23 protein-coding genes are annotated in these 23,657 nt (G+C 62.0%); 8 read left to right on the top strand and 15 right to left on the bottom strand.

Features of this window, described 5'->3' with window-relative positions; all coding sequences use genetic code 11:
* Positions 1-417: 417 nt before the first annotated feature.
* Positions 418-2,214, bottom strand: coding sequence for a methyl-accepting chemotaxis protein (locus J3P89_RS10875; RefSeq protein WP_434630418.1), 1,797 nt, complete (start codon positions 2,212-2,214; stop codon positions 418-420).
* A gap of 386 nt (positions 2,215-2,600) precedes the next feature.
* Between J3P89_RS10875 and J3P89_RS10880 the strand changes: the two genes are divergently transcribed.
* Positions 2,601-4,649, top strand: coding sequence for a TonB-dependent siderophore receptor (locus J3P89_RS10880; protein ID WP_434697511.1), 2,049 nt, complete (start codon positions 2,601-2,603; stop codon positions 4,647-4,649).
* 95 nt (positions 4,650-4,744) lie between these two features.
* Here the strand turns inward: J3P89_RS10880 and J3P89_RS10885 are convergent, their stop codons facing one another.
* From J3P89_RS10885 to ribBA, 7 genes are all read right to left on the bottom strand, one after another.
* Positions 4,745-5,788: an LLM class flavin-dependent oxidoreductase gene (locus tag J3P89_RS10885; protein ID WP_434697512.1), complete on the bottom strand. Its 1,044-nt coding sequence runs from the start codon at positions 5,786-5,788 to the stop codon at positions 4,745-4,747.
* 30 nt (positions 5,789-5,818) lie between these two features.
* Positions 5,819-6,304 carry a flavin reductase family protein gene (locus J3P89_RS10890; RefSeq protein WP_434630425.1) on the bottom strand — a complete coding sequence of 162 codons (486 nt, stop codon included), beginning with the start codon at positions 6,302-6,304 and terminating at the stop codon, positions 5,819-5,821.
* Positions 6,305-6,344: 40 nt separating this feature from the next.
* The gene (locus J3P89_RS10895; protein ID WP_434697513.1) at positions 6,345-7,496 is read right to left on the bottom strand and encodes an ABC transporter ATP-binding protein; all 1,152 of its coding nucleotides are present in this window, start codon (positions 7,494-7,496) and stop codon (positions 6,345-6,347) included.
* A gap of 17 nt (positions 7,497-7,513) precedes the next feature.
* The gene (locus J3P89_RS10900; RefSeq protein ID WP_434601024.1) at positions 7,514-8,323 is read right to left on the bottom strand and encodes an ABC transporter permease; all 810 of its coding nucleotides are present in this window, start codon (positions 8,321-8,323) and stop codon (positions 7,514-7,516) included.
* Positions 8,324-8,329: 6 nt separating this feature from the next.
* Positions 8,330-9,253 carry an ABC transporter permease gene (locus J3P89_RS10905; RefSeq protein WP_434697974.1) on the bottom strand — a complete coding sequence of 308 codons (924 nt, stop codon included), beginning with the start codon at positions 9,251-9,253 and terminating at the stop codon, positions 8,330-8,332.
* On the bottom strand, positions 9,250-10,275 hold the full coding sequence (locus tag J3P89_RS10910; protein WP_434697514.1) for an ABC transporter substrate-binding protein: 1,026 nt from the start codon (positions 10,273-10,275) through the stop codon (positions 9,250-9,252). Before J3P89_RS10910 ends, J3P89_RS10905 begins: the two co-directional genes overlap by 4 nt.
* A 319-nt stretch (positions 10,276-10,594) precedes the next feature.
* A complete protein-coding gene (ribBA, locus tag J3P89_RS10915; protein ID WP_434697515.1) occupies positions 10,595-11,704 on the bottom strand; it encodes a bifunctional 3,4-dihydroxy-2-butanone-4-phosphate synthase/GTP cyclohydrolase II in 1,110 nt (369 codons plus the stop codon).
* Positions 11,705-11,786: 82 nt separating this feature from the next.
* Here ribBA and J3P89_RS10920 point away from each other — a divergent pair, with 82 nt between their 5' ends.
* The gene (locus tag J3P89_RS10920; protein WP_434697516.1) at positions 11,787-12,080 is read left to right on the top strand and encodes a DUF1330 domain-containing protein; all 294 of its coding nucleotides are present in this window, start codon (positions 11,787-11,789) and stop codon (positions 12,078-12,080) included.
* Between the two features lie 9 nt (positions 12,081-12,089).
* On the opposite strand, the gene J3P89_RS10925 is transcribed toward J3P89_RS10920, so the two are convergent.
* The 7 genes from J3P89_RS10925 to J3P89_RS10955 form a co-directional block, all read right to left on the bottom strand.
* On the bottom strand, positions 12,090-12,653 hold the full coding sequence (locus J3P89_RS10925; protein ID WP_434697517.1) for an NUDIX hydrolase: 564 nt from the start codon (positions 12,651-12,653) through the stop codon (positions 12,090-12,092).
* Between the two features lie 2 nt (positions 12,654-12,655).
* Entirely contained in the window at positions 12,656-13,408 is a 753-nt protein-coding gene (locus J3P89_RS10930; protein ID WP_434697518.1) for a GntR family transcriptional regulator, read from the bottom strand.
* A gap of 61 nt (positions 13,409-13,469) precedes the next feature.
* Complete coding sequence (locus J3P89_RS10935) at positions 13,470-13,874, bottom strand: carboxymuconolactone decarboxylase family protein (RefSeq protein WP_305500549.1); 405 nt, start codon at positions 13,872-13,874, stop codon at positions 13,470-13,472.
* A gap of 134 nt (positions 13,875-14,008) precedes the next feature.
* Positions 14,009-14,494, bottom strand: a complete 486-nt coding sequence (locus J3P89_RS10940) for a flavin reductase family protein (RefSeq protein ID WP_305500551.1) — start codon at positions 14,492-14,494, stop codon at positions 14,009-14,011.
* Between the two features lie 12 nt (positions 14,495-14,506).
* Positions 14,507-15,988: an aldehyde dehydrogenase gene (locus J3P89_RS10945; protein WP_434697519.1), complete on the bottom strand. Its 1,482-nt coding sequence runs from the start codon at positions 15,986-15,988 to the stop codon at positions 14,507-14,509.
* Entirely contained in the window at positions 15,985-16,818 is an 834-nt protein-coding gene (locus J3P89_RS10950) for an alpha/beta fold hydrolase (protein WP_434697520.1), read from the bottom strand. The genes J3P89_RS10945 and J3P89_RS10950 overlap by 4 nt, the downstream gene beginning before the upstream one ends.
* Before the next feature lie 45 nt (positions 16,819-16,863).
* Entirely contained in the window at positions 16,864-17,454 is a 591-nt protein-coding gene (locus J3P89_RS10955) for an amino acid synthesis family protein (RefSeq protein WP_305500555.1), read from the bottom strand.
* Between the two features lie 682 nt (positions 17,455-18,136).
* On the opposite strand from J3P89_RS10955, the gene J3P89_RS10960 reads away from it, so the two are divergent.
* The 6 genes from J3P89_RS10960 (at position 18,137) to tpx (ending at position 23,533) form a co-directional block, all read left to right on the top strand.
* On the top strand, positions 18,137-19,546 hold the full coding sequence (locus tag J3P89_RS10960; RefSeq protein ID WP_434657282.1) for a circularly permuted type 2 ATP-grasp protein: 1,410 nt from the start codon (positions 18,137-18,139) through the stop codon (positions 19,544-19,546).
* A gap of 3 nt (positions 19,547-19,549) precedes the next feature.
* Positions 19,550-20,500: an alpha-E domain-containing protein gene (locus J3P89_RS10965; RefSeq protein WP_305500558.1), complete on the top strand. Its 951-nt coding sequence runs from the start codon at positions 19,550-19,552 to the stop codon at positions 20,498-20,500.
* Positions 20,497-21,294, top strand: coding sequence for a transglutaminase family protein (locus tag J3P89_RS10970; protein ID WP_434573730.1), 798 nt, complete (start codon positions 20,497-20,499; stop codon positions 21,292-21,294). The genes J3P89_RS10965 and J3P89_RS10970 overlap by 4 nt, the downstream gene beginning before the upstream one ends.
* 381 nt (positions 21,295-21,675) lie before the next feature.
* Positions 21,676-22,170 carry a hypothetical protein gene (locus J3P89_RS10975; protein WP_434697521.1) on the top strand — a complete coding sequence of 165 codons (495 nt, stop codon included), beginning with the start codon at positions 21,676-21,678 and terminating at the stop codon, positions 22,168-22,170.
* Between the two features lie 84 nt (positions 22,171-22,254).
* On the top strand, positions 22,255-22,926 hold the full coding sequence (locus J3P89_RS10980; protein ID WP_434697522.1) for a DUF3313 domain-containing protein: 672 nt from the start codon (positions 22,255-22,257) through the stop codon (positions 22,924-22,926).
* Positions 22,927-23,032: 106 nt separating this feature from the next.
* Positions 23,033-23,533 carry a thiol peroxidase gene (gene tpx / locus J3P89_RS10985; RefSeq protein WP_434630446.1) on the top strand — a complete coding sequence of 167 codons (501 nt, stop codon included), beginning with the start codon at positions 23,033-23,035 and terminating at the stop codon, positions 23,531-23,533.
* The last annotated feature ends 124 nt before the right edge of the window (positions 23,534-23,657 follow it).

Raw genomic sequence — 23,657 nt, forward strand, 5'->3', positions numbered from 1 at the left:
ATGAAGATGTCGACTGACCTGGCGCCTTCGCGAGCAAGCTCGCTCCCACAGTTGTTTTGGGTTGGACCCAGGATTTGCGTGTGCCACAGATCCCCTTGTGAGAGCGAGCCTGCTCGCGAAAGCGGGGTGTCAGTCGATGAAGATGTCGCTGATCTGACGCCTTCGCGAGCAGGCTCGCTCCCACAGTTGTTTTTGGGGCAGACTCAGGATTTGGCATGTGCCACAGATGCCCTTGTGGGGCAGACTCAGGATTGTATGTGCGCAGAAAGGCCAATGTGGCGAGGGAGCTTGCTCCCGCTGGCGTGCGCAGCAGGCCCCGGCGGTTCTTCAGGCTGACCGCATCACCCGTCTTGCGACTGCTGCGCAGCCGAGCGGGAGCAAGCTCCCTCGCCACAGTTGTCTGGCTTGATCCTTTGATCAGTCAGCCAGCAACACCGCCGCATCAAACCCCACCCGCAGGTTGCCCCAGTGACGGCCGCCAAAGAAGAACGGTACGTCGATCTCGGTCATGATTTCCCCGGTGTCGCGCAGGTAGGTCTGGAGCAGGAAGCGCTGGACGTTGCCCGCCGCGCGCAGGCCGATCGGGTCGTTGAAGATCCGCTTGTTGCGGCACACCGGCAGGTCGACCGCGCGGTCGCCAGTGGGTTGCTTGGACACCCAGCTGTTGTTGACCGGGCAATAGCCCTTCGTATCGACGATGAACGAGACCTTGCCGCCCGGCGTGCTGCGGGTCAGCTTGTCGCATTCTTCCTGGCAGACCCGGGCAAAGCGTTCGGTGTAGCTGGTCATGTATTGCTTGGGATCGGTACCCGGGATCAGCTGGTAATTCTGGTCGAACAGGTTGATGCCTTGTTCCTGCAGCGCCTGCAGCTGAACCTGGAGCGTGTCGCGGCATTCGCTGGCGCGGGTGATGGCCGCGTCCAGCTTGCCGTGGCCGAGCACGAAGCGGCCCAGCAGCGTCTGGACCTTCTCGGCAACACCGGACAGATCGCGGGTGGCGGTCGCCGACTGCTGCATGCGCTGGTCGATCGACTGGCTGTCGGCATGGATCTGGGTGACGCGTTCGTTGATACCGGTGTTGGAATCGGCGAACTGCTGGATGTGGTCGGCGATATCCGCCAGTTTGCCGTTGGTGGACTCGAAGTCGACGATCATGCTCTCGAAATGGCCAGAGGCGCGTTCCACTACCTTCTGGGTTTCCCGGGCGCTGTGGCTGATCTGGGTGGTCTGCTCGTGGGTGGAGCTGACCTCCTGGAGCATCGCGTCGATGTTGCGCGAAATATCGTCGGTAGCCCGGCTGACGTTTTGCGCCAGGGTGCGCACTTCATCGGCGACCACGGCGAAGCCACGGCCACTTTCCCCGGCGCGCGCCGCTTCGATGGCGGCGTTGAGCGCCAGCAGGTTGGTCTGGGCGGAAATCTGCTGGATCAGCCCGACGATGGATTTGATGCTAGACGAACGCTGGTTCAGCGCGTCCACCAGCGTGGCGAATTCACCCAGGCTGCTGGAGATCTCGCTGATGTTGCCGGTCACTTCCAGCAACTCGGCGTAGGAATCGCGGGCCATGTTCAGGTTCTGCGCGGTGGTGCTGGAGATGCCCTGGGTCTGGCGCGAGACTTCTTCGATACGGCCCACGGCGGTGTTGCTCTGGTCCATCACTTCCTTGGCGAAGCGCGCCTGGTGGGTCGCGCTGTCGCTGGAGTCGCTGATGTTCTTCAATGAACGGGCCGATTCCACGGCAATGTGCACCGTCAAGGCCTGGACGTTGCTGATGATCTCGCGCTGCTTGGCCAGGAAGCGGTTGCAGGTGGCGGCCAGCGTGCGGATCTCGTCATGGGTGACCAGCGGCAAGTCCTTGGACAAGTCACCTTCGCCGTTGGCGATCTCTTCCAGCGCCTTGGTCATCACAGTGACGGGGCGCACGATGAGGTGGCGGAAATACCAGACCATGAAGCTGATCATGCCGAACGTCAGGAGCGCGCCGAAGAGCAGGGCATGGGTGAGGCTGTCGAGGCGATCTTCAATCTGCCCCAGCAGCGCGGCGTCCAGTTGGGCCGTGCGCAACTGCACGAGAATATCGGCCCGGGCACTGACGGCGACCCAGTACAGCAGGCCACTGACGACGACTAGCAGGAAAAGGCTTGAAAGCTTTTTGGTGAGGGTATCGAAGAATTGCATCTCGATAGACTCGTACAAGGCCTTTAACGTCTGCATGCCGCTGCTCCTGGGCAAAAAAATCACTGAATGGAATACATTCGACCGCTGACGCCAAAGCTTTAGGGTAGCAGGGCGATTTGATATCACTTTCCACCATTTGACCTGACTCACTGCAAAAAACTGTGGGAGCGAGCTTGCTCGCGATATCGGTGGACCTGTTGCATCGAAGGTGAACGTACCGCCCTCATCGCGAGCAAGCTCGCTCCTACAGGGTGTATAGCGCTATCAATTTGATACAAAAGATTTACTGGGAATGATTCTCAAAGTATATTCGCTCTCATTCACATCCCCCCCATGAGTGCAGCGTCTTGAATCGTTCCACCCCCCTCGCTTACCGCAATGCCCTCGTCAAATGTGTTTTACCCGCGCTGTCCTGCTGTTTGATGGCAAGCCCCTTGAAGGCCCAGGACACCCTTGAACTGCCCACCACGGATGTGCAAGGCAGTCGGATCATTCAGGACGAAGGCTACACGGCGACGCAAGCCAGCACGGCGAGCAAGAGCGATGTACCGATCAAGGAAGAGGCGCAGTCGATCAACGTGGTGACCCGGCAGACCCTGGACGACTACCAGGTACGCTCGCTCGACGACGCGATGAAGTTCGTCAGCGGCGTCAGCCAGGGCAACACCCTGGGGGGCTCCCGGGACTCGCTGGTCAAGCGCGGTTTTGGCACCAACGATGACGGTTCGATCCTGCGCGATGGTGTGCGTTCGAACCTGGGCCACAACTTCAGCGCCACCACTGAGCGAGTCGAAGTGCTAAAAGGCCCGGCCTCTATGTTGTACGGCGCGCTGGAACCGGGTGGCCTGATCAACGTCATCAGCAAGAAGCCCGAATACACCCAGAGCACCACGCTGAGCGGCTCCGCCTACAGCGAGGGCGGCGGCACCATGGCCCTGGACACCACCGGGCCGTTGGGCGACACCGGGTTGGCCTATCGCCTGATCGCCGAACGCGGCCATGAGGATTACTGGCGCAACTACGGCGTCAATGAGAGCACGCTGGTGGCGCCATCGCTGGCCTGGACCGGTGAGCGTGCTTCGTTGAACCTGAGCTACGAGTACAACGAATATTCCAACCCCTTTGACCGTGGCACGGTGTTCAAGAATGGGCATCCGGCCGACATCGACTATGACAAGCGCCTGGACGAGCCTTGGGCCAAGAGCGTCGGGATCCGCGAGACGGCCACCGCACGGTTCGAGTACGAGTTGAGCGAGGCGTGGAAAACCCGGGTGACCTACGGCTGGAACAATGACCGCTACAGTCTTGCGATTGCCCAGCCCAACTCGCTGGTCGGCAATACTCTGCGGCGAGCCGCCAACGGCGCTCACTACGATGATGAAACCCGTTACGCCAGTTGGGATTTCATCGGCAAGCAAGAGCTGTTCGGCCAGCGCCATGACCTGCTGATCGGTGCCGATAATCAGGTGTCTGACCAGTACCGTGGCAAGACCTACCGCGGGCCAGTGCGGGGCGGCTTCGATATCACGGCGCCGGTGTACGGAGGTTTGGCGCAGCCCAGCGTCATCAACCCCGCCCAGAGCAACCTGAGTAACCAGCTGACGTCCAGCTCGGTGTACCTGAAGGACAACTGGCACTTGGATGATCGCTGGATTCTGGTCTTTGGTGGTCGTTATCAACACTACGATCAGTTCAGCAAGCAAGGGTCGATCACGAGCGTGCCGGTTCGCGACGACAACGGCGATGCCTTCGTGCCGTTCCTGGGCCTGGTCTACAAGGCCACCGAGGACCTGTCGCTGTATGGCAACTACAGTCGTTCGTTCAAGCCCAACGATACCGTGGATGACAACCTCAGCACCTTCAAGCCGGAAGAGGGCCGCAGCTACGAAATCGGGGCCAAGTACGATCCGCTGCCGGGGCTGAATATCAATCTGGCGTTGTTTGACATCGTCAAAAAGAACGTCGTCACTACCACCCTGGTCGGCGGGCAGAACATCGCCGAAGCCGCCGGCAAGGTCGGCTCCCAAGGCCTTGAGCTGGACATCACCGGACGTTTGGCCGAGCGGTGGGACTTGATCGGCACCTACGCCTACACCCACACCGAAATACTGGATGATCCAAGAAACGAAGGTCACCGTCTGGCCGATGCTCCCAAGCACACCGCCAGCCTGTACCTGAGCCACCATCTGAACGTGCCGGCCGAATTCGGCGCCTGGCACGCCGGGGCCGGAGCGCGGTATGTCGGCGAACGCGCCGCCAACAACGCCAACGATTTCTGGCTCAGCAGCTACACCGTCGCCGACGCGTTCCTGCGCTGGGAGTCGCCGATGTTCGGGCAAAAGACCTCGTTGCAGTTGAACGTCGACAACCTGTTCGACAAGCAGTACTACCCGTCGTCTACCGGAAGCCAGTTGCAGGTCAACGTCGGCGAGCCGCGTACTGCCAGATTGAGCGCCAGCGTGACGTTCTGATCGCAGTGCTTGAATAAAAATGCCCGGGCATCAAATGTCCGGGCATTTTTTTTCAGCTTCAATCCGCCTTCGCGAGCAAGCCCGCTCCCACAGGATCAGCGAAACGCCGGCACCACCTGCTGGATGAACAACTCCAGGGATTTTTTCTTCTCGGCATGCGGCAAACTGTTGTCGCACCAGAAGCTGAACTCGTCCACGCCCAGTTCCTGGTAGTACTTGATCCGCTCGATGATCTCTTGCGGCGTGCCGACCATGGTGTTCTTGCGGATGTTCTCCAGCTGGAACTCCGGGCGCTCGGCGAATTTTTCTTCCGGGCTTGGCGCCAGGAAGCCATTGACCGGCACCTGCTTGTTGCCGAACCAGGCGTCGAAGGTGCGATAGAACTTCGAGATTGCCTGGGCACCGATCTTCCAGCCCTCGGGATCGTCCTCGGCGTGTACATGGGTGTGGCGCAGCACCATCAATTGCGGACGTGGCACGTCGGGATTGTTGTCCAGGGCGGCCTGGAATTTGTTCTTCAGGTCGAGGACTTCTTCATCGCCTTTCATCAAAGGCGTGACCATCACGTTGCAGCCATTGGCGACGGCGAAGTTGTGCGAGTCAGGGTCGCGGGCGGCGATCCACATCGGCGGATGAGGCTTGCGGATGGGCTTGGGCACGCAGGTGGAAGTGGGGAATTTCCAGATCTCGCCGTCGTGGGCGTAGTCGCCTTGCCACAGTGCGCGCACCACCGGGACCATTTCCCGCAATGCCTGGCCGCCGGAAGAAGCTGGCATGCCGCCGGCCATGCGGTCGAATTCTACCTGGTAGGCGCCCCGGGCCAGCCCGACTTCCATGCGGCCGTTGCTGATAACGTCGAGCAACGCGCATTCGCCAGCCACCCGTAGCGGGTGCCAGAACGGCGCGATGATGGTGCCGGCGCCGAGGTGAATGGTCGTGGTCTTGCCGGCCAGGTACGCCAGCAGCGGCATCGGGCTTGGCGAAATGGTGTATTCCATGGCGTGGTGTTCGCCGATCCACACGGTACTGAAACCGCCGGCTTCGGCCATCAGCGTCAGCTCGCTGAGGTCTTCGAACAACTGGCGATGGCTGACGCTTTCGTCCCAGCGCTCCATGTGTACGAACAGGGAAAATTTCATGGCGCTTTCTCTTTATTGTTGACGATCGGTTCAGGCGAGGACGGGCAGGGCGCCCATCTTGCCGTGGCAATAAACCAGCGGCCCCGGTGTGTGTTGCGGCACGATCAGGTTCTTCACGGCGCCGACCATGATGGCGTGGTCGCCACCCTCGTATTCACGCCACAGTTCGCATTCGATGATGGCGGTAGCGTTGCCCAACAACGGATTGCCCAGCTCGCTCAAGGTCCATTCGATGCCCTGGGCCTTGTCCTTGCCTTTGCGGGCGAACGCGTAGGCTTCGTTCTGCTGGCCGCCGGAAAGCACGTGGATGGCGAAGCGTTTGTTCCTGATCAGCAGCGGATAGGAATCGGAGCTGTAGTTGGGGCAGAACAGCACCAGGGCCGGGTCCATCGACAATGAACTGAAGGCGCTGGCGGTCAACCCGACGATTTGTCCGTCATCGTCCAGCGTGGTGATCACCGTCACGCCGGACGGGAACGAGCCCATGACTTGTTTGTAGAGGTTGGCATCGATCATTTCGCAGTCCTCGCTCGCAGGCGGTTATGACGCAGTGTTCTCAGTGGGCGCCGGCGGCCTTGTTCAGGTCGCTCTCGGCCCATTGGGTGTAGACGCAGGCATCGGCGGCGGCCCAGCGCACCCGCACCGGGTCGCCGGCCTTGAGCGGCATGCCGGCGGCGGACAGCGCCTTGACGGTCATCTGGGTGCCGCCGGAGGTGACCACGCTGCAGGTCTGGCTTTCGCCAAGAAAGAGCACCTCCACGACCTTGGCCGAGACTTCGTTCCAGCCGGCCGGCAGGGTGTCCTGGGTCGCCTGCTCGACACTCAGGGCCAGGGCTTTTTCCGGGCGGACCATCAGCAGCACGTCCTGGTCGGTTTGTAGGCCGATGGTCAGGCGGATCGACAGTGACTGGCCTTCGAAGGTCGCCGCGGCATTGCCCTGGGCCTTGAGCTTGAGGAAGTTGGAGTTGCCCAGGAACGAGGCGACAAAGGCGTTCGGTGGATTCTGGTAGAGGTCGTAGCCGCTGCCCAGGCCGACGATCTTGCCGTGGCTGAAGATCGCGATGCGCTGGGACAGGCGCATGGCTTCTTCCTGGTCATGGGTGACATAGACGATGGTGATGCCCAGCCGGCGGTGCAACTGGCGCAGTTCGTCCTGCAAATCTTCGCGCAGCTTTTTGTCCAACGCGCCGAGAGGTTCGTCCATCAGCAGGATGCGCGGTTCATAGACCAGCGCCCGGGCAATTGCCACGCGCTGTTGTTGTCCGCCGGACAGTTGCGAAGGGCGCCGATGGGCGAACTCTCCCAATTGCACCAGCTTGAGCATGGCATCGACCCGGCGCTCGCGCTCGGCGCTGGCCAGTTTGCGGATCGCCAGCGGGAAGGCAATGTTGTCGCGCACCGACAGGTGCGGGAACAGCGAGTAGCGCTGGAACACCATGCCAATGTCGCGTTTGTGCGGCGGTACGTTGACCAGGGATTTGCCGTCCACCAGGATCTCGCCGCTGCTGGGGGTTTCGAAGCCGGCCAGCATCGACAGGGTGGTGCTCTTGCCCGAGCCGCTGGAGCCGAGGAAGGTCAGGAATTCACCGTCCTGGATCTCCAGGGATATATCGTCCACGGCGGCAAAATCGCCGTAGTGCTTGTTCAGGTTGCGCAGGCTGACCAGGGTCTTGTTGTTCTGCTGTGCGGGGTCTTTGACGGCACTCATCGTATTCTCCTAGGCGCTCAGGCGCTGATTTCGTTGCGCCGGCGCAGGGCGGCGGCGATCACCATTACCAGCAGCGAGAGGCCGATCAGCAGCGTCGAAGCGACGGCGATCACAGGCGTCAGGTCCTGGCGCAAAGTGGTCCACATTTTTACCGGCAGGGTCTGCAGGGTCGGGCTGGCCATCATCACGCTCAGCACCACCTCGTCCCACGACACCAGGAATGCGAACAAGGCGCCGGCGACCATGCCCGGGCGAATGGCCGGAAACGTCACCTTGAACACCGCTTGCAGGCGCGAGGCGCCGCAGATCACCGCCGCATCCTCGATGGATTGGTCAAACAGTTTGAGCGAGTTGATGATCGAGATGATGGTGAACGGCAGCGCGACGATCACATGGCTGACCACGAAGGCAAACATCGTCCCGGTGTAGCCGAGTTTCAGGAACAGCGCGTAGACCGCCACGGCGATGATCACCAGCGGCACGATCATCGGCAGGGTGAACAGGCCGTAGAGCATTTCCCGGCCGGGGAAGCGCCCACGTACCAGGGCAAACGCGGTAGGCAGGCCCAGGGCCACGGCGCAGACGGTGGTCAGCACCGCGACCTTGAGGCTGGTCAGCGCGGCGCTCATCCAGTCCGGGTTGGAGAAGAACTGGCCGTACCATTTGAAGGTCCAGCCCGGCGGCGGAAACACCAGCCACTGCGACGAGCCGAACGACAGCAGCACGATGAACACGATCGGCAGCAGCAGGAACAAGGCGATCACGCCGGTGGTGAAGTACAGGCCGAACCGCATGCGTCGGCTCATGGCATTGGGAGTCAGGAGCATGGCGGCTTACCTCGCGTTGCTGGCGCCCACCGGGGATTCCGGCTGGAGCTTCAGGTAGAAGTAGAACAACACCAGGGTGATCGCCACCAACAAGGCGGCACCGGCGCTGGCCAGGCCCCAGTTGAGGAACGACTGCACCTGCTGGATGATGAATTCCGGCAGCATCATGTTCTGCGCGCCGCCCAGCAGGGCCGGGGTCACGTAGTAACCGAGAGACATGACGAAGACCATCAGCCCGCCGGAAAACAGCCCCGGCCGGCACAGCGGCAGGAACACCCGGAAGAAGTTGGTCCAGGGGCTGGCGCCGCAGATGGAACCGGCCTGCAGGATCATCGGGTCGATGGCTTGCATGGTTGCCTGCAGCGGCAGGACGATGAACGGGATCATGATGTAGCTCATGCCGATCACCACGCCGGTGAGGTTGTGCACCATCTCCAGCGGCTGGTCGATGATGCCCAGGGCCATCAATGCCTTGTTCACCACGCCCGAGGCCTGCAACAGCACCAGCCAGGAATAGGTGCGGGCCAGCAGGCTGGTCCACATCGACAGCAGCACCATGTTCAGCATCCAGCGGCCCCAGCCACGGGGCACCAGGGTGATGGCCCAGGCCAGCGGGAAGCCCAGCAGCAGGCTGAACAACGTCACCAGCCCGGCCACCGAGAAGGTGTTGAACAACACCCGGGCGTAAGCCGAGTTGGCGAACAGCTGCTCGTAGTTGCCCAGGCCCGGCACGGGTTCCAGCACGCCGCGCAGCAGCAGGCCGATCAGTGGCGCCAGGAAGAACAACCCGAGGAACAGCAGCGCAGGAATCAGGTTGCCGGCGCCGCGCCAGCGCTGCATCAACGACGGCGTCTGCTTGCGCGCCACGGCCGGACCGGCAGCGCCGACGGCGCCCCCGGTGCGAGGGGTTGCCGCTGCCGCCATTTTCATTTGACCAGCCATTCATTCCACCGTGTCGCGATGTCCTGACCGTTCTTGGCCCAGTACGCAAAATCCAGCGTGATCTGATCCTTGGCGTAGGCGGTCGGCAGGTTGGGGGCGAGCACCGAATCCAGGCGCGCGATGCTGTCAACGTTGACGGGGGCGTAGGCGGTCAGGTTGGAGAAATCGGCCTGGCCCTTGGCGCTGCTGGCGTTGGCCAGGAATTTCATGGCGGCTGCCTTGTTTTTCGCACCTTTCGGGATAACCAGGATGTCGGCCATGACCAGATTCTGCTTCCAGCTCACGCCGACGGGCGCGCCGTCCTGTTGCAAGGCATAGATCCGACCGTTCCAGAACTGGCCGATGCTGGCCTCGCCGGACGCCAGCAATTGCTGGGACTGGGCGCCGCCGCCCCACCAGACGATGTCTTTCTTGATGGTGTCGAGTTTCTTGAAGGCGCGGTCCAGGTCCAGCGGATAGAGCTTGTCCTGCGCCACGCCATCGGCCAGCAGAGCCAGTTCCAGCACGCCAGGGCTTGGCCATTTGTAGAGGGCGCGCTTGCCGGGGTAGGTCTTGGTGTCGAACAGCGCGGACCAATCCGTTGGCTTGCCCGAACCGAGCTTGCCTTCGTTGTAGCCGAGTACGAAGGAGAAATAGAACGAGCCGACACCGTGGTCGGAGACGAAGCGCGGGTCGATCTTGTCGCGCTGGATGACCGAGAAATCGAGAGGTTCGAGCAGGCCTTCGGCGGCGGCGCGCAGGGCAAAGTCGGCCTCGACATCGACCACGTCCCACTGCACGTTGCCGCTTTCGACCATGGCCTTGAGTTTGCCGTAGTCGGTCGGGCCATCCTGGACCACGGTGATGCCGCTGGCCTTGCTGAACGGATCGGCCCAGGCCTGCTTCTGCGCGTCCTGGGTGCTGCCGCCCCAACTGACGAAGTTGACGCTTTCAGCGGCCATCGTCGCCTGGCTGGTGATACTCAGCAGGCCGGCAAAAAGAATTGCGGCTGCACTTTTCTTCAACACCATGTTCACGCCCTCATTGTTGTGTTTATTGAGTGGGCTTCTGTTCGCCCACTTATCGGGAGCTTTGGGTCAAGCGGGTCTTGGAGGTGACCGCGCCAGGGTAGGCAGAAGCGTTCGGTCGATGGAATATCATATTATGGTATTCCAAACTTTCTGCAAGGGTTTTGCCGTACCGGCTATCTGCCTGACGGAATTTTGCGGTGATCTACTGTGGGAGCGAGCCTGCTCGCGAAAGCGGTCGTTCAGTCGACTTCAATGTTGCCTGACATACCGCTTTCGCGAGCAGGCTCGCTCCCACAGGGTAAATGGGGGTTGTCCCTGCCTACCCGGTAAAAGGAATGCTCTCCACCACCTCCAGGTCGTACCCGGTCAACCCGGCATACTTGAGCGGTGGCCCCAAATGCCGCAGCTTGCCGACACCCAGGTCCTGCAGAATCTGCGCGCCGGTCCCCACTTCAGAATAGATGCGCGATTGGGAACGGCTGAACTGGCGGGGCGGCTGGGTGAGCTGCGGCACACGCTCGAGCAACGCCTGGGATGACTCGTGGTTGGCCAGCACCACCACCACGCCACGACCTTCCTCGGCGACCCGTTGCAGCGCCGCCCACAACGTCCAATTGGACGGGCCGTTGTACTCGGCACCCACCAGGTCGCGCAGTGGATCGATCACATGCACGCGCACCAGCGTCGGCTCTTCCCGGCGGATGTCGCCCATGACCATCGCCATGTGCACGCCGCCTTCGATGCGGTCTTCAAAGGTGAACAAGCGGAAGGTGCCATGCACCGTCGGCAGTTCCCGTTCACCGATGCGCACCACCGTGTGCTCGGTGCTCAGGCGGTAATGGATCAGGTCGGCGATGGTGCCGATCCTGATGCCGTGCCTGCGGGCGAAAATTTCCAGGTCCGGCCGGCGCGCCATGGTGCCGTCATCGTTCATGACTTCGACAATCACCGATGCCGGCGTGAAGCCTGCCAGGCGCGCCAGGTCACATCCGGCTTCGGTATGCCCGGCGCGGGTCAGTACGCCGCCTTCCTTGGCCCGCAGGGGGAAGATATGCCCCGGTTGCACGATGTCGGCCCGCCCCGCGTCACGAGCAACAGCGGCGGCGACGGTGCGCGCCCGGTCAGCGGCGGAGATACCGGTGGTCACGCCCGTGGCGGCCTCGATGGACACCGTGAACGCGGTGCTGAACACGCTGCCGTTGCTTGGCACCATCTGTTCGAGGCCCAGGCGTTGGCAGTGTTCGTCGGTCAAGGTCAGGCAGATCAGCCCGCGCGCTTCGCGGGCCATGAAGCTGATCGCCTGGGCATTGCAACAATCGGCTGCGAGCAGCAAGTCGCCTTCGTTTTCCCGATCTTCGTCATCCACCAGCAACACCATCTTGCCCAGGCGGTAGTCTTCGATGATTTCCTCAATGCTGTTAAAGGCCATGGCGGGCTCTCTTTGTTTTGGAGGGTGCAGGATGGAAACAGCTTGTGGTATACCATAATACAAAACAAACACAGAGGTCACTATGAAGGCGTACTGGATTGCTCATGTGGATGTCAGCGACCCCGATCAATACAGCCAATACACCCAGCGCGCGCCAGCGGCGTTTGCCTTGTATGGCGCACGGATGCTCGCCCGGGGCGGACGCAGCGAAGCGATGGAAGGCAGGGCCACGCCGCAGCGCAGCGTGGTGATCGAATTCGATTCCTACGAACAGGCGCTGGCCTGCTATCACTGCGAGGAGTATCAGCAGGCGAAGAAGCACCGTGAAGGTGTGGCGCGGGCCGAGGTGATCATCGTCGAGGGCGTGGCGCCCTGATCGCAGGCGTCAGCGGATGAAGTGAATCTTGCCGCTGTCGTCGTTGCCCATGTAGATGCCGTAGACCCCGGCCTGGCGTTCCTCTATGTAACGTTCGAGGATCTGCCGGATGGCCGGGTAATAGATGCTGTCCCATGGAATGTCTTCGGCAGCGAAGAATTGGCAGGCGAGGGTTTCCGCGCCGAACTCGCCGGTGATTTCCAGCGCGATGGCGCGAAAGATGATGTACACCTCGCTGATTTGCGGCACGCTGAAAATCGAGTAGGGCGAGATGATTTCGGCGCGCACGCCGGTCTCTTCCCAGACTTCACGCAGGGCCGCCTGCTCGGTGGTCTCGTTGCCTTCCATGAAGCCGGCCGGCAGTGTCCAGGTGCCGGGGCGCGGCGGGATGGCGCGTTGGCACAGCAGGTATTTGCCGTCCTGCTCGATGATGCAGCCGGCGATGATCTTCGGGTTCACGTAGTGGATGTAGCCGCAGCCGCCGCACATCAGCCGCTCATGGGTATCGCCCGCTGGCAGGCGCTGGCTCAAGTCAGTGCCGCCACACTTTGGACAAAAACTCGGGCTGAACATGATCAGCGTCCTATGCGAGGTTCTTTCAACGCGATGGGCGCGGTGATTTCCGGGATGTTGCCGGTCTCTTCCTGTTGGCGCTTGAGGTATTCCAGCGCGACCTTGGCGGCGGCGCGTACGTGATCGACGCAGGCCTGGTGGGCCACCAGCGGATCGCCACTCTTGATCGCCTCGACCATGCGTTCCATTTCCTGGTTGCTGCTGCCACGGCGGTTTTCCTGGGACACCGACGTCGCCCGCAGGTAGCTGATGCGCGCCTGCAACTGGCGCAACTGGGTGGCGGCAACGTGATTGCCGGAACCTTCAAGCAGTACGTCGTAGAAACCCTGGACCGAATCCAGCACCTGCTGCAGCTCGCCGTCCTTGAGGGCCTTGCGGTTTTCCTCGAGGGCTTTCTCCAGGGCCTTGATGTCCTTGGCCTTGGCCCGCAGGGTGAACAGCTGGACGATCAGGCCTTCGAGCACGCAACGCAGCTCATAGATGTCACCGGCATCGGCCAGGGTGATGATCGCCACCCGTGGACCCTTGGCATCGGCGAACTCCACCAGGCCTTCGGATTCGAGGTGACGCAGGGCTTCACGCACCGACGTACGGCTCACGCCCAGGCGGTCGCACAGGTCGCGTTCGACCAAGCGATCGCCCGGCAGCAGCTGGAAGTTCATGATGGCGCTTCGCAGTTTATCCAGCACGATTTCGCGCAGGGTAATGGGGTTGCGATTGACCTTGAAGCTGTCGTCGAGTGGCAGGCGTTTCATGGGGTCCGCTCTGTTATGTGGCTGTCCATGCAAAACGGGCAAACATCCATGCTCGTTCAGTTCAAACAGCCGAGGGTTGACTGGAGGCCTCGGCGTCGGCTTCGGCGAAGGCTTCGCGGGCAAGCCGGAAACTGTCTACGGCAGCGGGGACGCCGCAATAAATGCCGACCTGAAGCAGAATTTCGCGTATTTGCTCACGACTCAGTCCGTTACGCAAGGCGCCGCGCACATGCAGCTTGAGTTCGTGCGGACGATTGAGCGCCGAGATCATCGCCAGGTTGATCATGCTGCGCTCCTTGAGCGACAAACCCTCGCGGCCCCAGACATGGCCCCAGCAATATTCCGTGACCATTTCCTGCAGCGGCCGGGTGAAATCGTCGGCGTTCTCGATGGCCCGGTTGACGTAGTCCTGGCCCAGTACCTGGGTGCGGATCTTCAGGCCTTGCTGGTATTTTTCGTTGCTCATACGGATTCCTGAAACTAGTGATGGACCTGTGGGAGCGAGCCTGCTCGCGAAAGCGCTGTGTCAGACGCATCATCACCAGCTGATCCACCGCCTTCGCGAGCAGGCTCGCTCCCACAGGGGGATATGTGCAGCCCTCAAGCCAGCGCGGGCAGCGGGCCCAGCTTGCCTTTGTGGTAGATCATCGGCGTGACCGGTTGCGCGGGCAGGATCAGGTTCTTCACCGCGCCGACGATGATCGCGTGATCGCCACCGTCGTATTCACGCCACAGCTCGCACTCGATGATTGCCGTGGCTTTACCCAGCAACGGATTGCCCAAATCGCTCAGGTGCCAGTCGATGCCTTTGGCCTTGTCCTTGCCTTTGCCGGCGAAGGCGTAGGCTTCGGCGGTCTGGTCGGCGGACAGCAAGTGGATCGCGAACTGCTTGCTGTCGCGCAGGATCGGGTACGTATCGGAGGCATAGTTGGGACAGAACAGCACCAGTGCCGGGTCGATGGACAAGGCGCTGAAAGCGCTGGCGGTGATGCCGACGATATTGCCCTCCGGGTCCAGGGTGGTAACCACCGTGACGCCGGACGGGAACGAGCTCATGACTTCTTTGTAGATGCCGGGTTCGATCATTTCTCAGGACTCCTAGCGCATCACGAACGGGTCAGGCATGGGCGCCTGGGAAAGGTTGATCCACACCGTTTTCAGCTCGGTATAGGCCAGCACTGAATCGATGCCGCTTTCGCGTCCGTAGCCACTGTTCTTGAACCCGCCGATCGGCGCCATGGCCGAGACCGCGCGGTAGGTGTTGACCCAGATGATCCCGGATCGCACGTCCCGGGCCAGGCGATGGGCGCGGCCCAGGTCACGGGTCCAGATGCCGGCGGCGAGGCCGAACTGCGAGTCGTTGGCGATCGCCAGGGCTTCGGCTTCGTCCTTGAAACGAATGACCGAGGCCACCGGGCCGAAGACTTCTTCCTGCATGATTTTCATCGAATTGCGATCGCACTCGAACAGGGTCGGCTCGTAGAACCAGCCGGCGCCAAGGTTCTGCGGGCGCTTGCCGCCGGTACGCAGGCGTGCGCCTTCGGCGATGGCATCGGCCACCAGGCCTTCGACCACGGCCAGTTGCTGCGCGGTGGCCATGGGGCCCATTTCGCTGGCGTCTTCCTGGGGGTTGCCGATGCGAATGCGCTGGGCGCGCTCCACCAGTCGCGAGACAAACTCGTCGTAGATTTCATCCTGCACCAGCAATCGCGATCCGGACACGCAGCTCTGGCCGGAGGCGGCGTAGATGCCGGCAATCGCACCGTTGATGGCGCTGTCGAGGTCGGCGTCGGCAAAGATGATGTTGGGCGATTTGCCGCCCAGCTCCAATGACAGCTTGGCGAAGTTCTCGGCGCTGCTGCGCACCACATGCCGGGCCGTGGCCGCGCCGCCGGTGAAGGCAATCTTGCGTACCAGCGGATGGCGGGTGAGGGCGGCGCCGGTGCTCGGGCCGTAGCCGGTGATGACGTTGACCACGCCCGGCGGGATTCCGGCTTCCAGGGCCAGCCGAGCGAGCTCCAGGATCGTCGCCGAGGCGTGCTCGGACGGCTTGATCACGATGGTATTGCCGGCCGCCAGCGCCGGGGCGAGCTTGATCGCGGTGAGGTAGAGCGGGCTGTTCCAGGGGATGATCGCGGCGACCACACCCATGGCTTCGTGCACGGTGTAGGCGAACAGGTCCGGCTTGTCGAGGGGCAAGGTGCCGCCTTCGAGCTTGTCGGCGAGGCCTGCGGTGTAGTGGAAAAACTCCGGCAGGTAGCCGACCTGGCCACGGGTTTCACGGATCAGCTTGCCGTTGTCGCGGCTTTCGAGCTGGGCCAGCTTTTCCTTGTTTTCGGCGATCAGGTCACCGAGACGGCGCAGCAGTTTGCCCCGAGCAGTGGCGGTCAGTCCGCGCCAGGCCGGGCTGTCAAAGGCCGTTTGTGCGGCTTGTACGGCGCGATCGACATCGGCTTCGTCGGCATCGGGCAGCTCGGCCCAGGGCTCGGCCAGCGCCGGGTTCAGGCTCTCGAAGGTCTTGCCGGACAGCGCATCGACCCATTCACCGCCGATGCACATCGAAAAGCGTGCGAGTGTCATGCAACGATCCCCTTTATTGGATTTTGTCGGGTATTGGCCGTGTCGAGGAATTCCAGCAGCAACTGGTTGACCAGGCGCGGCGACTCTACCGGCATCATATGCCGTTGCTCGGCGAGCACGGCAACCGTGGCGCCGGGAATCCGCTCGGCCAGTTGCCGGGCCATTTCCGGGGTCGAGCCGGGGTCCAGTTCGCCGGTGGCAATCAACGTCGGCGCCTGGATGCTGCCCAGGTCGTCGGCGCGGTACATGTCCTGGGTGGCGAACAGCTCATAAGTGGTCAGGTAACCCTGGGGATCGTTCTGCGCGAGGGTCTGGCGCAGCGCGGCGATCTGCGCCGGATTGGCCGCCTGGTATTCGCGGCTGAACCAGCGCGACAGCGCGGCTTCGGCGTTGGCGTCCGGCCCATGCTCGGCGGCCTGGGCGGTGCGGGCGATGACCCCCGCGCGTTGTTCGGCGCTGCGGTTGAACACGCTGTTGAGCACCACCAGGCCTTGCAGGCGCTGCGGGTAATGCAAGGCGAAGGCGCGTGCCACCAGGCCGCCCATGGAAAAGCCGATCACGCTGGCCTGGGGCAGTTGCAAGTGGTCCAGCAACTCCAGCAGCTGATCGGCGTACCCGAGCAGGCCAGTGTCGGTGGCAGGGCGCGGGCTGGCGCCATGGCCGAGCATGTCGTAGGCGATGACGCGATACTTCGTGGCCAGGCCAACGACCTGGCCGCCCCACATTTCTTTGTTCAGGCCCACGCCGTGGATCAGGACCACGGGCTGGCCTTGGCCGGTTGCCAGGTAACTGGTGCCGGCCGGGGTGAGTTCAGCGGTGAGCCGAATCATGGAGCGCTCCTGCATGCCTTTTTTATTGTGGTTGCCCCGGTGGGATCACTGGGCCTGTTCGGCGGCCAGTTCTTCCAGGTCGATGTAACGATTGCCGATGCGTGGATGCAGGCGCCCGCCATCGGCGCAGCCCAGCACCACGACGATTTCGTCGGCGCGTGGAGCGTCTTCGATCTGCATTTCCAGGGTGATGTAGTGCGAGCGCAGGCCTTCGTCGTCCTTGTGCATCATCGGGATCTGGATCGAGGTGCCGGGGCCGCCGCGCTTGTTGGTGAAGCTCAGGTAGCTCTTTGCCTTGACCGCCTCGCGGTAATGGTTGCCGAAACGCAGGGTATGGATCACGGCGGAGGCGTGCTCGATCTCGCCGTCGGCACCGACGACTGCGGCCTTGCCATAGGCTTCGATCTTTTGCGCACCGCCAATGATGCCCACCAGGCGCTCGACCATCAGCGCGCCGAGATCGGAGCAATTGGCGCGGATTTCCGGTTTCAGGTCTTCGACAAAACCACGGCCCAGCCAAGGGTTCTTCATGACCACCGCCAGCCCGACCATGGTCACCGGCTTGTCGGTGGCCTTGCCACCTTCGATGAAGGTTTCTTCGACATAGCTGACGATCTTGCGAATTTCGAAACTCATGGGCTGCTCCGTGGGGGAAAGTGTCTGTTCGTATGATGGTATACCATAATACTGCTGGTGCAAGTGGCGGCTTGGGATTTGTGCGAGGGAAGGCGACGGAAGGCTGGGGGTGGGCAGGAGGTCTTGAGGATGCCAGGCAGCCCCGTGGCGAGGGAGCTTGCTCCCGCTCGGCGACGCAGTCGCCGCAAAGAAGCCCACTCGGTTTAACAGGTGAAGGCTGCCGGTGATGGGGCCGCTTCGCGCCCCAGGGGAGCAAGCTCCCTCGCCACGATGTGCTTTCCCGCGAAATCTCGGCGCTTGAGCTATCGTTGGGTAAACCCGGCCATTTTTGCCGGTGGGTATAAATTTCCCCTTTTCAGGGCATCCGAGGCCAACTTCCCGCCCGACTGCACCGATTCGACCCGTTTGTGGTATCGACGCCGGGCACTGAAATAAACGTTTCAGCCAGCAAACCGATTTTTGCCGTCAAATAGAAAAGAAATTTCGCTTTTTCAGCATTGCGCGCCGTTTTTTCCAGCATTGTGTGGATGTCTCCGCGCTTAGGCACAGCGTTTGCTACGGCTCAAAGACGCAAAAACCAAGAGGTGCTCCAAGGAACAGGCTCATCAAACAAGGCAAGGCCAGACTGGTGAAATGACGAAGTCATAAGAAATGCCGTGTACGACACGGCTGGGAGTTGGCTATGCCCCACGCTTTTTTCAATGAAATGTATGACGCACAGGGTGACTGCCGCCCGCATTACCAAGCCTTCTCGCGCTGGCTGGCGGAAACGCCGCTGGAGCTGTTAGAGCAACGCCGCCGCGAAGCCGACCTGCTGTTTCATCGCGCGGGCATCACGTTCACCCTCTACGGCGACGAGCAGGGCACCGAGCGCCTGATCCCCTTCGACATCATCCCCCGCAGCATCAAGGCCAGCGAATGGCAGACGGTCGAGCGTGGCTGCATCCAGCGGGTCCAGGCCCTGAACATGTTCCTGGCCGATATCTACCACGGGCAACGCATCCTCAAGGAAGGCATCATTCCGGCCGAGCAAGTGCTGGCCAACGAGGGCTACCAGATCGCAATGCAGGGCCTGGACCTGCACCGTGGCATCTACGCGCACATTGCCGGTGTCGACCTGGTTCGCGACGGAGACGGCAGCTACTACGTGCTGGAGGACAACCTGCGCACGCCCAGCGGCGTGAGCTACATGCTCGAAGACCGCAAGATGATGATGCGCCTGTTCCCAGAATTGTTCGCCGCCCAGCGCGTGGCGCCCATCGACCACTATCCGAACCTGCTGCTCGATACCCTCAAAAGCTCAAGTCCACTCGACAACCCTACCGCCGTGGTGCTGACCCCGGGGCGTTTCAACAGTGCCTATTTCGAACATGCGTTCCTGGCCCGGGAAATGGGCGTGGAGCTGGTAGAGGGCGCCGATCTGTTCGTGCGTGACGACCACGTCTATATGCGCACCACCGCCGGCCCCCAGCAGGTGGATGTGATTTACCGTCGCCTTGACGACGCCTACCTCGATCCGCTGTCGTTCAATCCCGATTCGATGCTCGGCGTGCCCGGGCTGGTCGCGGTCTATCGTTCCGGCAACGTGGTGCTGGCAAACGCCGTCGGCACTGGCGTGGCGGACGACAAGTCGATCTACCCCTATGTCGACGAGATGATCCGCTTCTACCTCACCGAAGAGCCGATCCTGAAGAACGTGCCCACCTGGCAGTGCCGCAAACCCCAGGACCTGTCCCATGTGCTGGCGAACCTGCCGGACCTGGTGGTCAAGGAAACCCAGGGCTCCGGCGGCTACGGCATGCTGGTGGGGCCGGCCGCCACCGCAGCGGAAATCGAGGATTTCCGTGCCCGTCTCAAGGCCCGGCCGGAGGCCTACATCGCCCAGCCGACCTTGAGCCTGTCCACGTGCCCGACTTTTGTCGAAAGCGGCATCGCCCCGCGCCACATCGACCTGCGTCCGTTCGTGCTGTCCGGCAAGGAAACCCGCCTGGTACCGGGCGGCCTGACCCGCGTGGCGCTGCGCGAAGGCTCGCTGGTGGTGAACTCGTCCCAGGGTGGCGGCACCAAGGACACTTGGGTAGTGGAGGACTAAGACATGCTTTCAAGAACCGCTTCGGACCTCTATTGGATGTCCCGCTACCTGGAGCGCGCCGAGAACCTGGCGCGCATGCTCGAAGTCAGTTATTCGCTGTCGTTGATGCCCCAGGCCGGGCGCAGCGACGGGCATGCCGAGCTGGCAATGTCGCTGCTGGCGGCCGGTACGCTGGACGATTACAACGCCCGTTATGACGCGCTCAACAGCGAGCGCATGCTGCATTTCTTTGCTCTGGATGAAGCCAACCCCGGCAGTATCTATAGCTGCCTGCGTGCCGCGCGCACCAATGCCCACGCCGTGCGCGGACGCATCACCGCCGACATGTGGGAAAACATCAACGCCACCTGGCTGGAGATGCGCAACATCGCCAGTAACGGCCTGGGCCGCTACGGCATCAGCCATTTCTGCGAATGGGTCAAGGAGCGTTCGCACCTGTTCCGCGGAGCGACGTCGGGCACGATCATGCGCAACGACGCCTACAGTTTCATTCGCCTGGGAACCTTCATCGAGCGCGCGGACAACACCTTGCGCCTGCTGGACGCGCGCTACGAGATGTTCGGCGAGGAGTCGGAGGAGGTCAGCGACAACTCGGCGCGCGGCTATTACCAATGGAGTGCCTTGTTGCGGGCGCTGTCTTCGTTCGAGGCGTTCAACGAGATCTACCGTAACGCACCCAACGCCGAGCAGGTCTCGGAGATGTTGCTGCTGCGGGCCGACGTGCCGCGCTCGCTGCATGCGTGCATCGAAGAACTGGACCATATCCTCGCCAGCCTGCCTGGCAACAACGGTCGTCCGGCCCAGCGCCTGGCCGCGGAATTGAATGCGCGCCTGCGTTATTCCGGCATCGACGAGATCCTCGCGTCGGGCCTGCATCAATGGCTGACCGAACTCATCGGCCAGATCCGCCACCTGGGCCAGACCGTCCACGATGCCTACCTGGAGGTGGTATGAAATTGTCCATTCGCCACGACACGACCTACAGCTATGCCGACGAAGTCTGCACCAGCATCCAATTCCTGCGCCTGACGCCCAAGGACAGCCCGCGCCAGCGCATTCTGCAATGGCACCTGGAGTTGCCACGCCTGGTGCGCAGCCAGCTCGATCCTTACGGCAACATCCTGCATGTCATGACCATGGACGAGCCGCATGGGGCTCTGGTACTGACCGCTTACGGTGAAGTACAGATCGACCAGGCCGTCGAGATGGAGCCTGACAGCCAGTCACCGCTGCCGTTCCTGCGCACCAGCCGTCTCAGCCAGGCCGATGAGAGTCTCAGCGCTTTCGCCGTGGCCCGGTGCGGGGCACGGCGTGATCGTTCGGCGCTGGCCGACTTGATGAATGGCCTTGCCGATCGCATGGCCTACCTTCCCGGCACTACTGCGGTCAGCAGCACGGCGGCCGAGGCGTTTGCCGGCGGTGCCGGCGTCTGCCAGGACCACGCCCATGCATTCGTGGCGTGTGCCCGCAGCCTTGGCGTGCCGGCGCGGTATGTGTCCGGCTACCTGTGCACCGAAGACGAAAACCACCTGGCGAGCCATGCCTGGGCTGAAGCCTGGCTGGGGGATGGCTGGTACAGTTTCGACGTAACCAATCGCCTGACCCGTCCCGATCGCCACCTGAAACTGGCGATCGGCCTGGACTACCTCGACGCCTGCCCGGTGCGCGGCATGCGCCGGGGCGGCGGGGCGGAGCAGATGCACGCGCGGGTGCAGGTGAGCTCGATGGTGCAGGTGCAGCATCAGTAATTTATCCAATAAAGCCTGAGGCCCCTTCGCGAGCAGGCTCGCTCCCACGGGGACAGGGAGTCACGTACTGCGCAGCCATCCTAAAACCGTGGCGAGGGAGCTTGCTCCCGCTGGGCTGCGCAGCAGCCCTGAAACCAAGCACCTCGGTGCATCAGGCAGAACGCATTCGACAATTGGGGCTGCTTCGCAACCCAGCGGGAGCAAGCTCCCTCGCCACAAAAGCTGGGCAATCGAGGCAGGAGGGCATGATCGTCGGTGCCTTCGGTCCGTTGTGGGAGCAAGCCTGCTCGCGAAGGTGGCGGCACGGTTCTTTTACGTACGCAGCCGTGCGAACCTGTCATCATCGCGCTTTGCAACACCCCCTTATAAAGGAACAGCGCCATGGACGATGTACAGCAATTGGGCGAAATGCTCCGTCACTACGCCGACAGCGAAGCGCACAAGAAGCAGCAGCACCAGGCTCACTCGGCAGTATGGGCTGAGCGGATCGAGGCGTTGTACGGGCAGATCGAGCAATGGTTGGCGCCGGTCCTGGCGCCGAACCTGTTGGAGTTGAGCCGTGGCGCGTATGTCGCCCATGGGCCGAGCGTTCCTGCCGAGACGTCGACTTTCAAGACGGAAAAACTGACGTTGTCCATTACCGGTAAACCGGTTGAGTTTGTGCCGGATGTGATGGGCGCGGGCGGGTTGATTTCCTTGTCCATCATCGGCCTGACCGCCACTCGCCACGGCAGCATTTCCCTGGTTTGCCAGCCGCCATCAGCGCAGTGGCAATGGCGCAGGACCAACGGGCTGAAGGATCCGGACACCTACGTCTTCGATGCAAATTTCCTCGCTCAGCAGTTGCAGAGTCTTATACCGCGCGAGCGAAGCTGAATACGCTTGGCCGGGCAAAACCCCGCGCATTGGCTATACCTGTAGTTCCGCCCCCCGTCGGGTGTGGCTTACAGGAGTAACAGCATGAAGTTCGCCTCCATGATCGGCACCGTTTGCATCGCCTCGCTCGCGCTCGCGGGCTGCTCCAGCAAAGTCACCCAGCCGGACGAGTATTCCGGGTTCCTGGGGGACTACAGCCGGCTCAAGGAAGAAAAATCGCCGTCGGGGGCCGAGGTGATGCGCTGGGTCGATCCGACGATCGATCTGGCGAAGTACTCCCGCATCTATATCGAACCGACCCAGCTGTACCCCAAGCCGCAAGCGACGGTGAAAATCCCGTCGGCAACGTTGGCCGGCATCACCAGCTACTACGACCAGGCGCTCAAGCGTGAAGCCGGCAAGTCCCTGCCGCTGGCGACCAGCCCTGGCCCGGGTGTCCTGGTGGTGCGGGCGGCGATCACCGCGGTCAGCAGCAAGACCGAGGGCCTGAAACCCTACGAAGTGATTCCGATCGCCCTGGTGGCCGCCGCGGTCAGTACCGCCAGCGGCATTCGTGACCAGGAAACCACCCTGGGCACCGAAGCGGTGTTTCTCGACGGTGGCAATAATGCGGTAATCGCCCAGGTGGTGCGCAAGGGCACGGGTAAACCGTTGTCGAACGAGTCCCAGGTCATGAAGCCCGATGATGTCAAAGGAGTCATCGATGGCTGGGCGGCGGATCTGCATCAGTCATATTTGCAGCTCAAGGCTAAATAGCAGGCCCGGTCACTCGTGACTTTTTGTGTGCAGGCATAGGTCGAAGCACCATTTCATGGTTAACTCCGGCCTCACCATTTTCAAACCTGTCAGAAGGAATCCGTTCATGGCTCAAGTCACTCTCAAAGGCAACCCTGTCCAAGTCAACGGCCAGTTGCCCCAAGCCGGTTCCAAGGCGCCAGCCTTTTCCCTGGTTGCCGGCAATCTGTCGGACGTTTCCCTGAAGGATTTCGCCGGCAAGCGCAAAGTGCTGAACATTTTCCCAAGCGTCGATACGCCGACCTGCGCCACTTCCGTGCGCAAGTTCAACGCCCAGGCCAACGACCTGAACAACACCGTAGTGCTGTGCATCTCCGCCGACCTGCCGTTCGCCCAGGCCCGTTTCTGTGGTGCCGAAGGCCTTGAAAACGTGCAGAACCTGTCGACCCTGCGCGGTGCCGAGTTCATTGAGAACTACGGCGTTGCTATTGCCGACGGCCCGCTCAAAGGCCTGACTGCCCGTGCCGTGGTGGTGCTGGATGAAAACGACACCGTGCTGCACAGCGAGCTGGTCAAGGAAATCGCCGAAGAGCCGAACTACGACGCGGCGCTGGCTGTCCTGAAGTAAGTGCTTTGAAATAACTGCTCTGAAATAAAGTATTTATTACAATTGTTAACGGCCTGGCCTGACCAGGCCGTTTTCATTTGTGTTTCAAGGCTTTAGCTAACCGGGCGGAATGTAAGCCCAAGGT

Origin of the sequence: Pseudomonas sp. Z1-14, assembly GCF_051132005.1 — a bacterium.
Taxonomy (GTDB): Bacteria; Pseudomonadota; Gammaproteobacteria; order Pseudomonadales; family Pseudomonadaceae; genus Aquipseudomonas.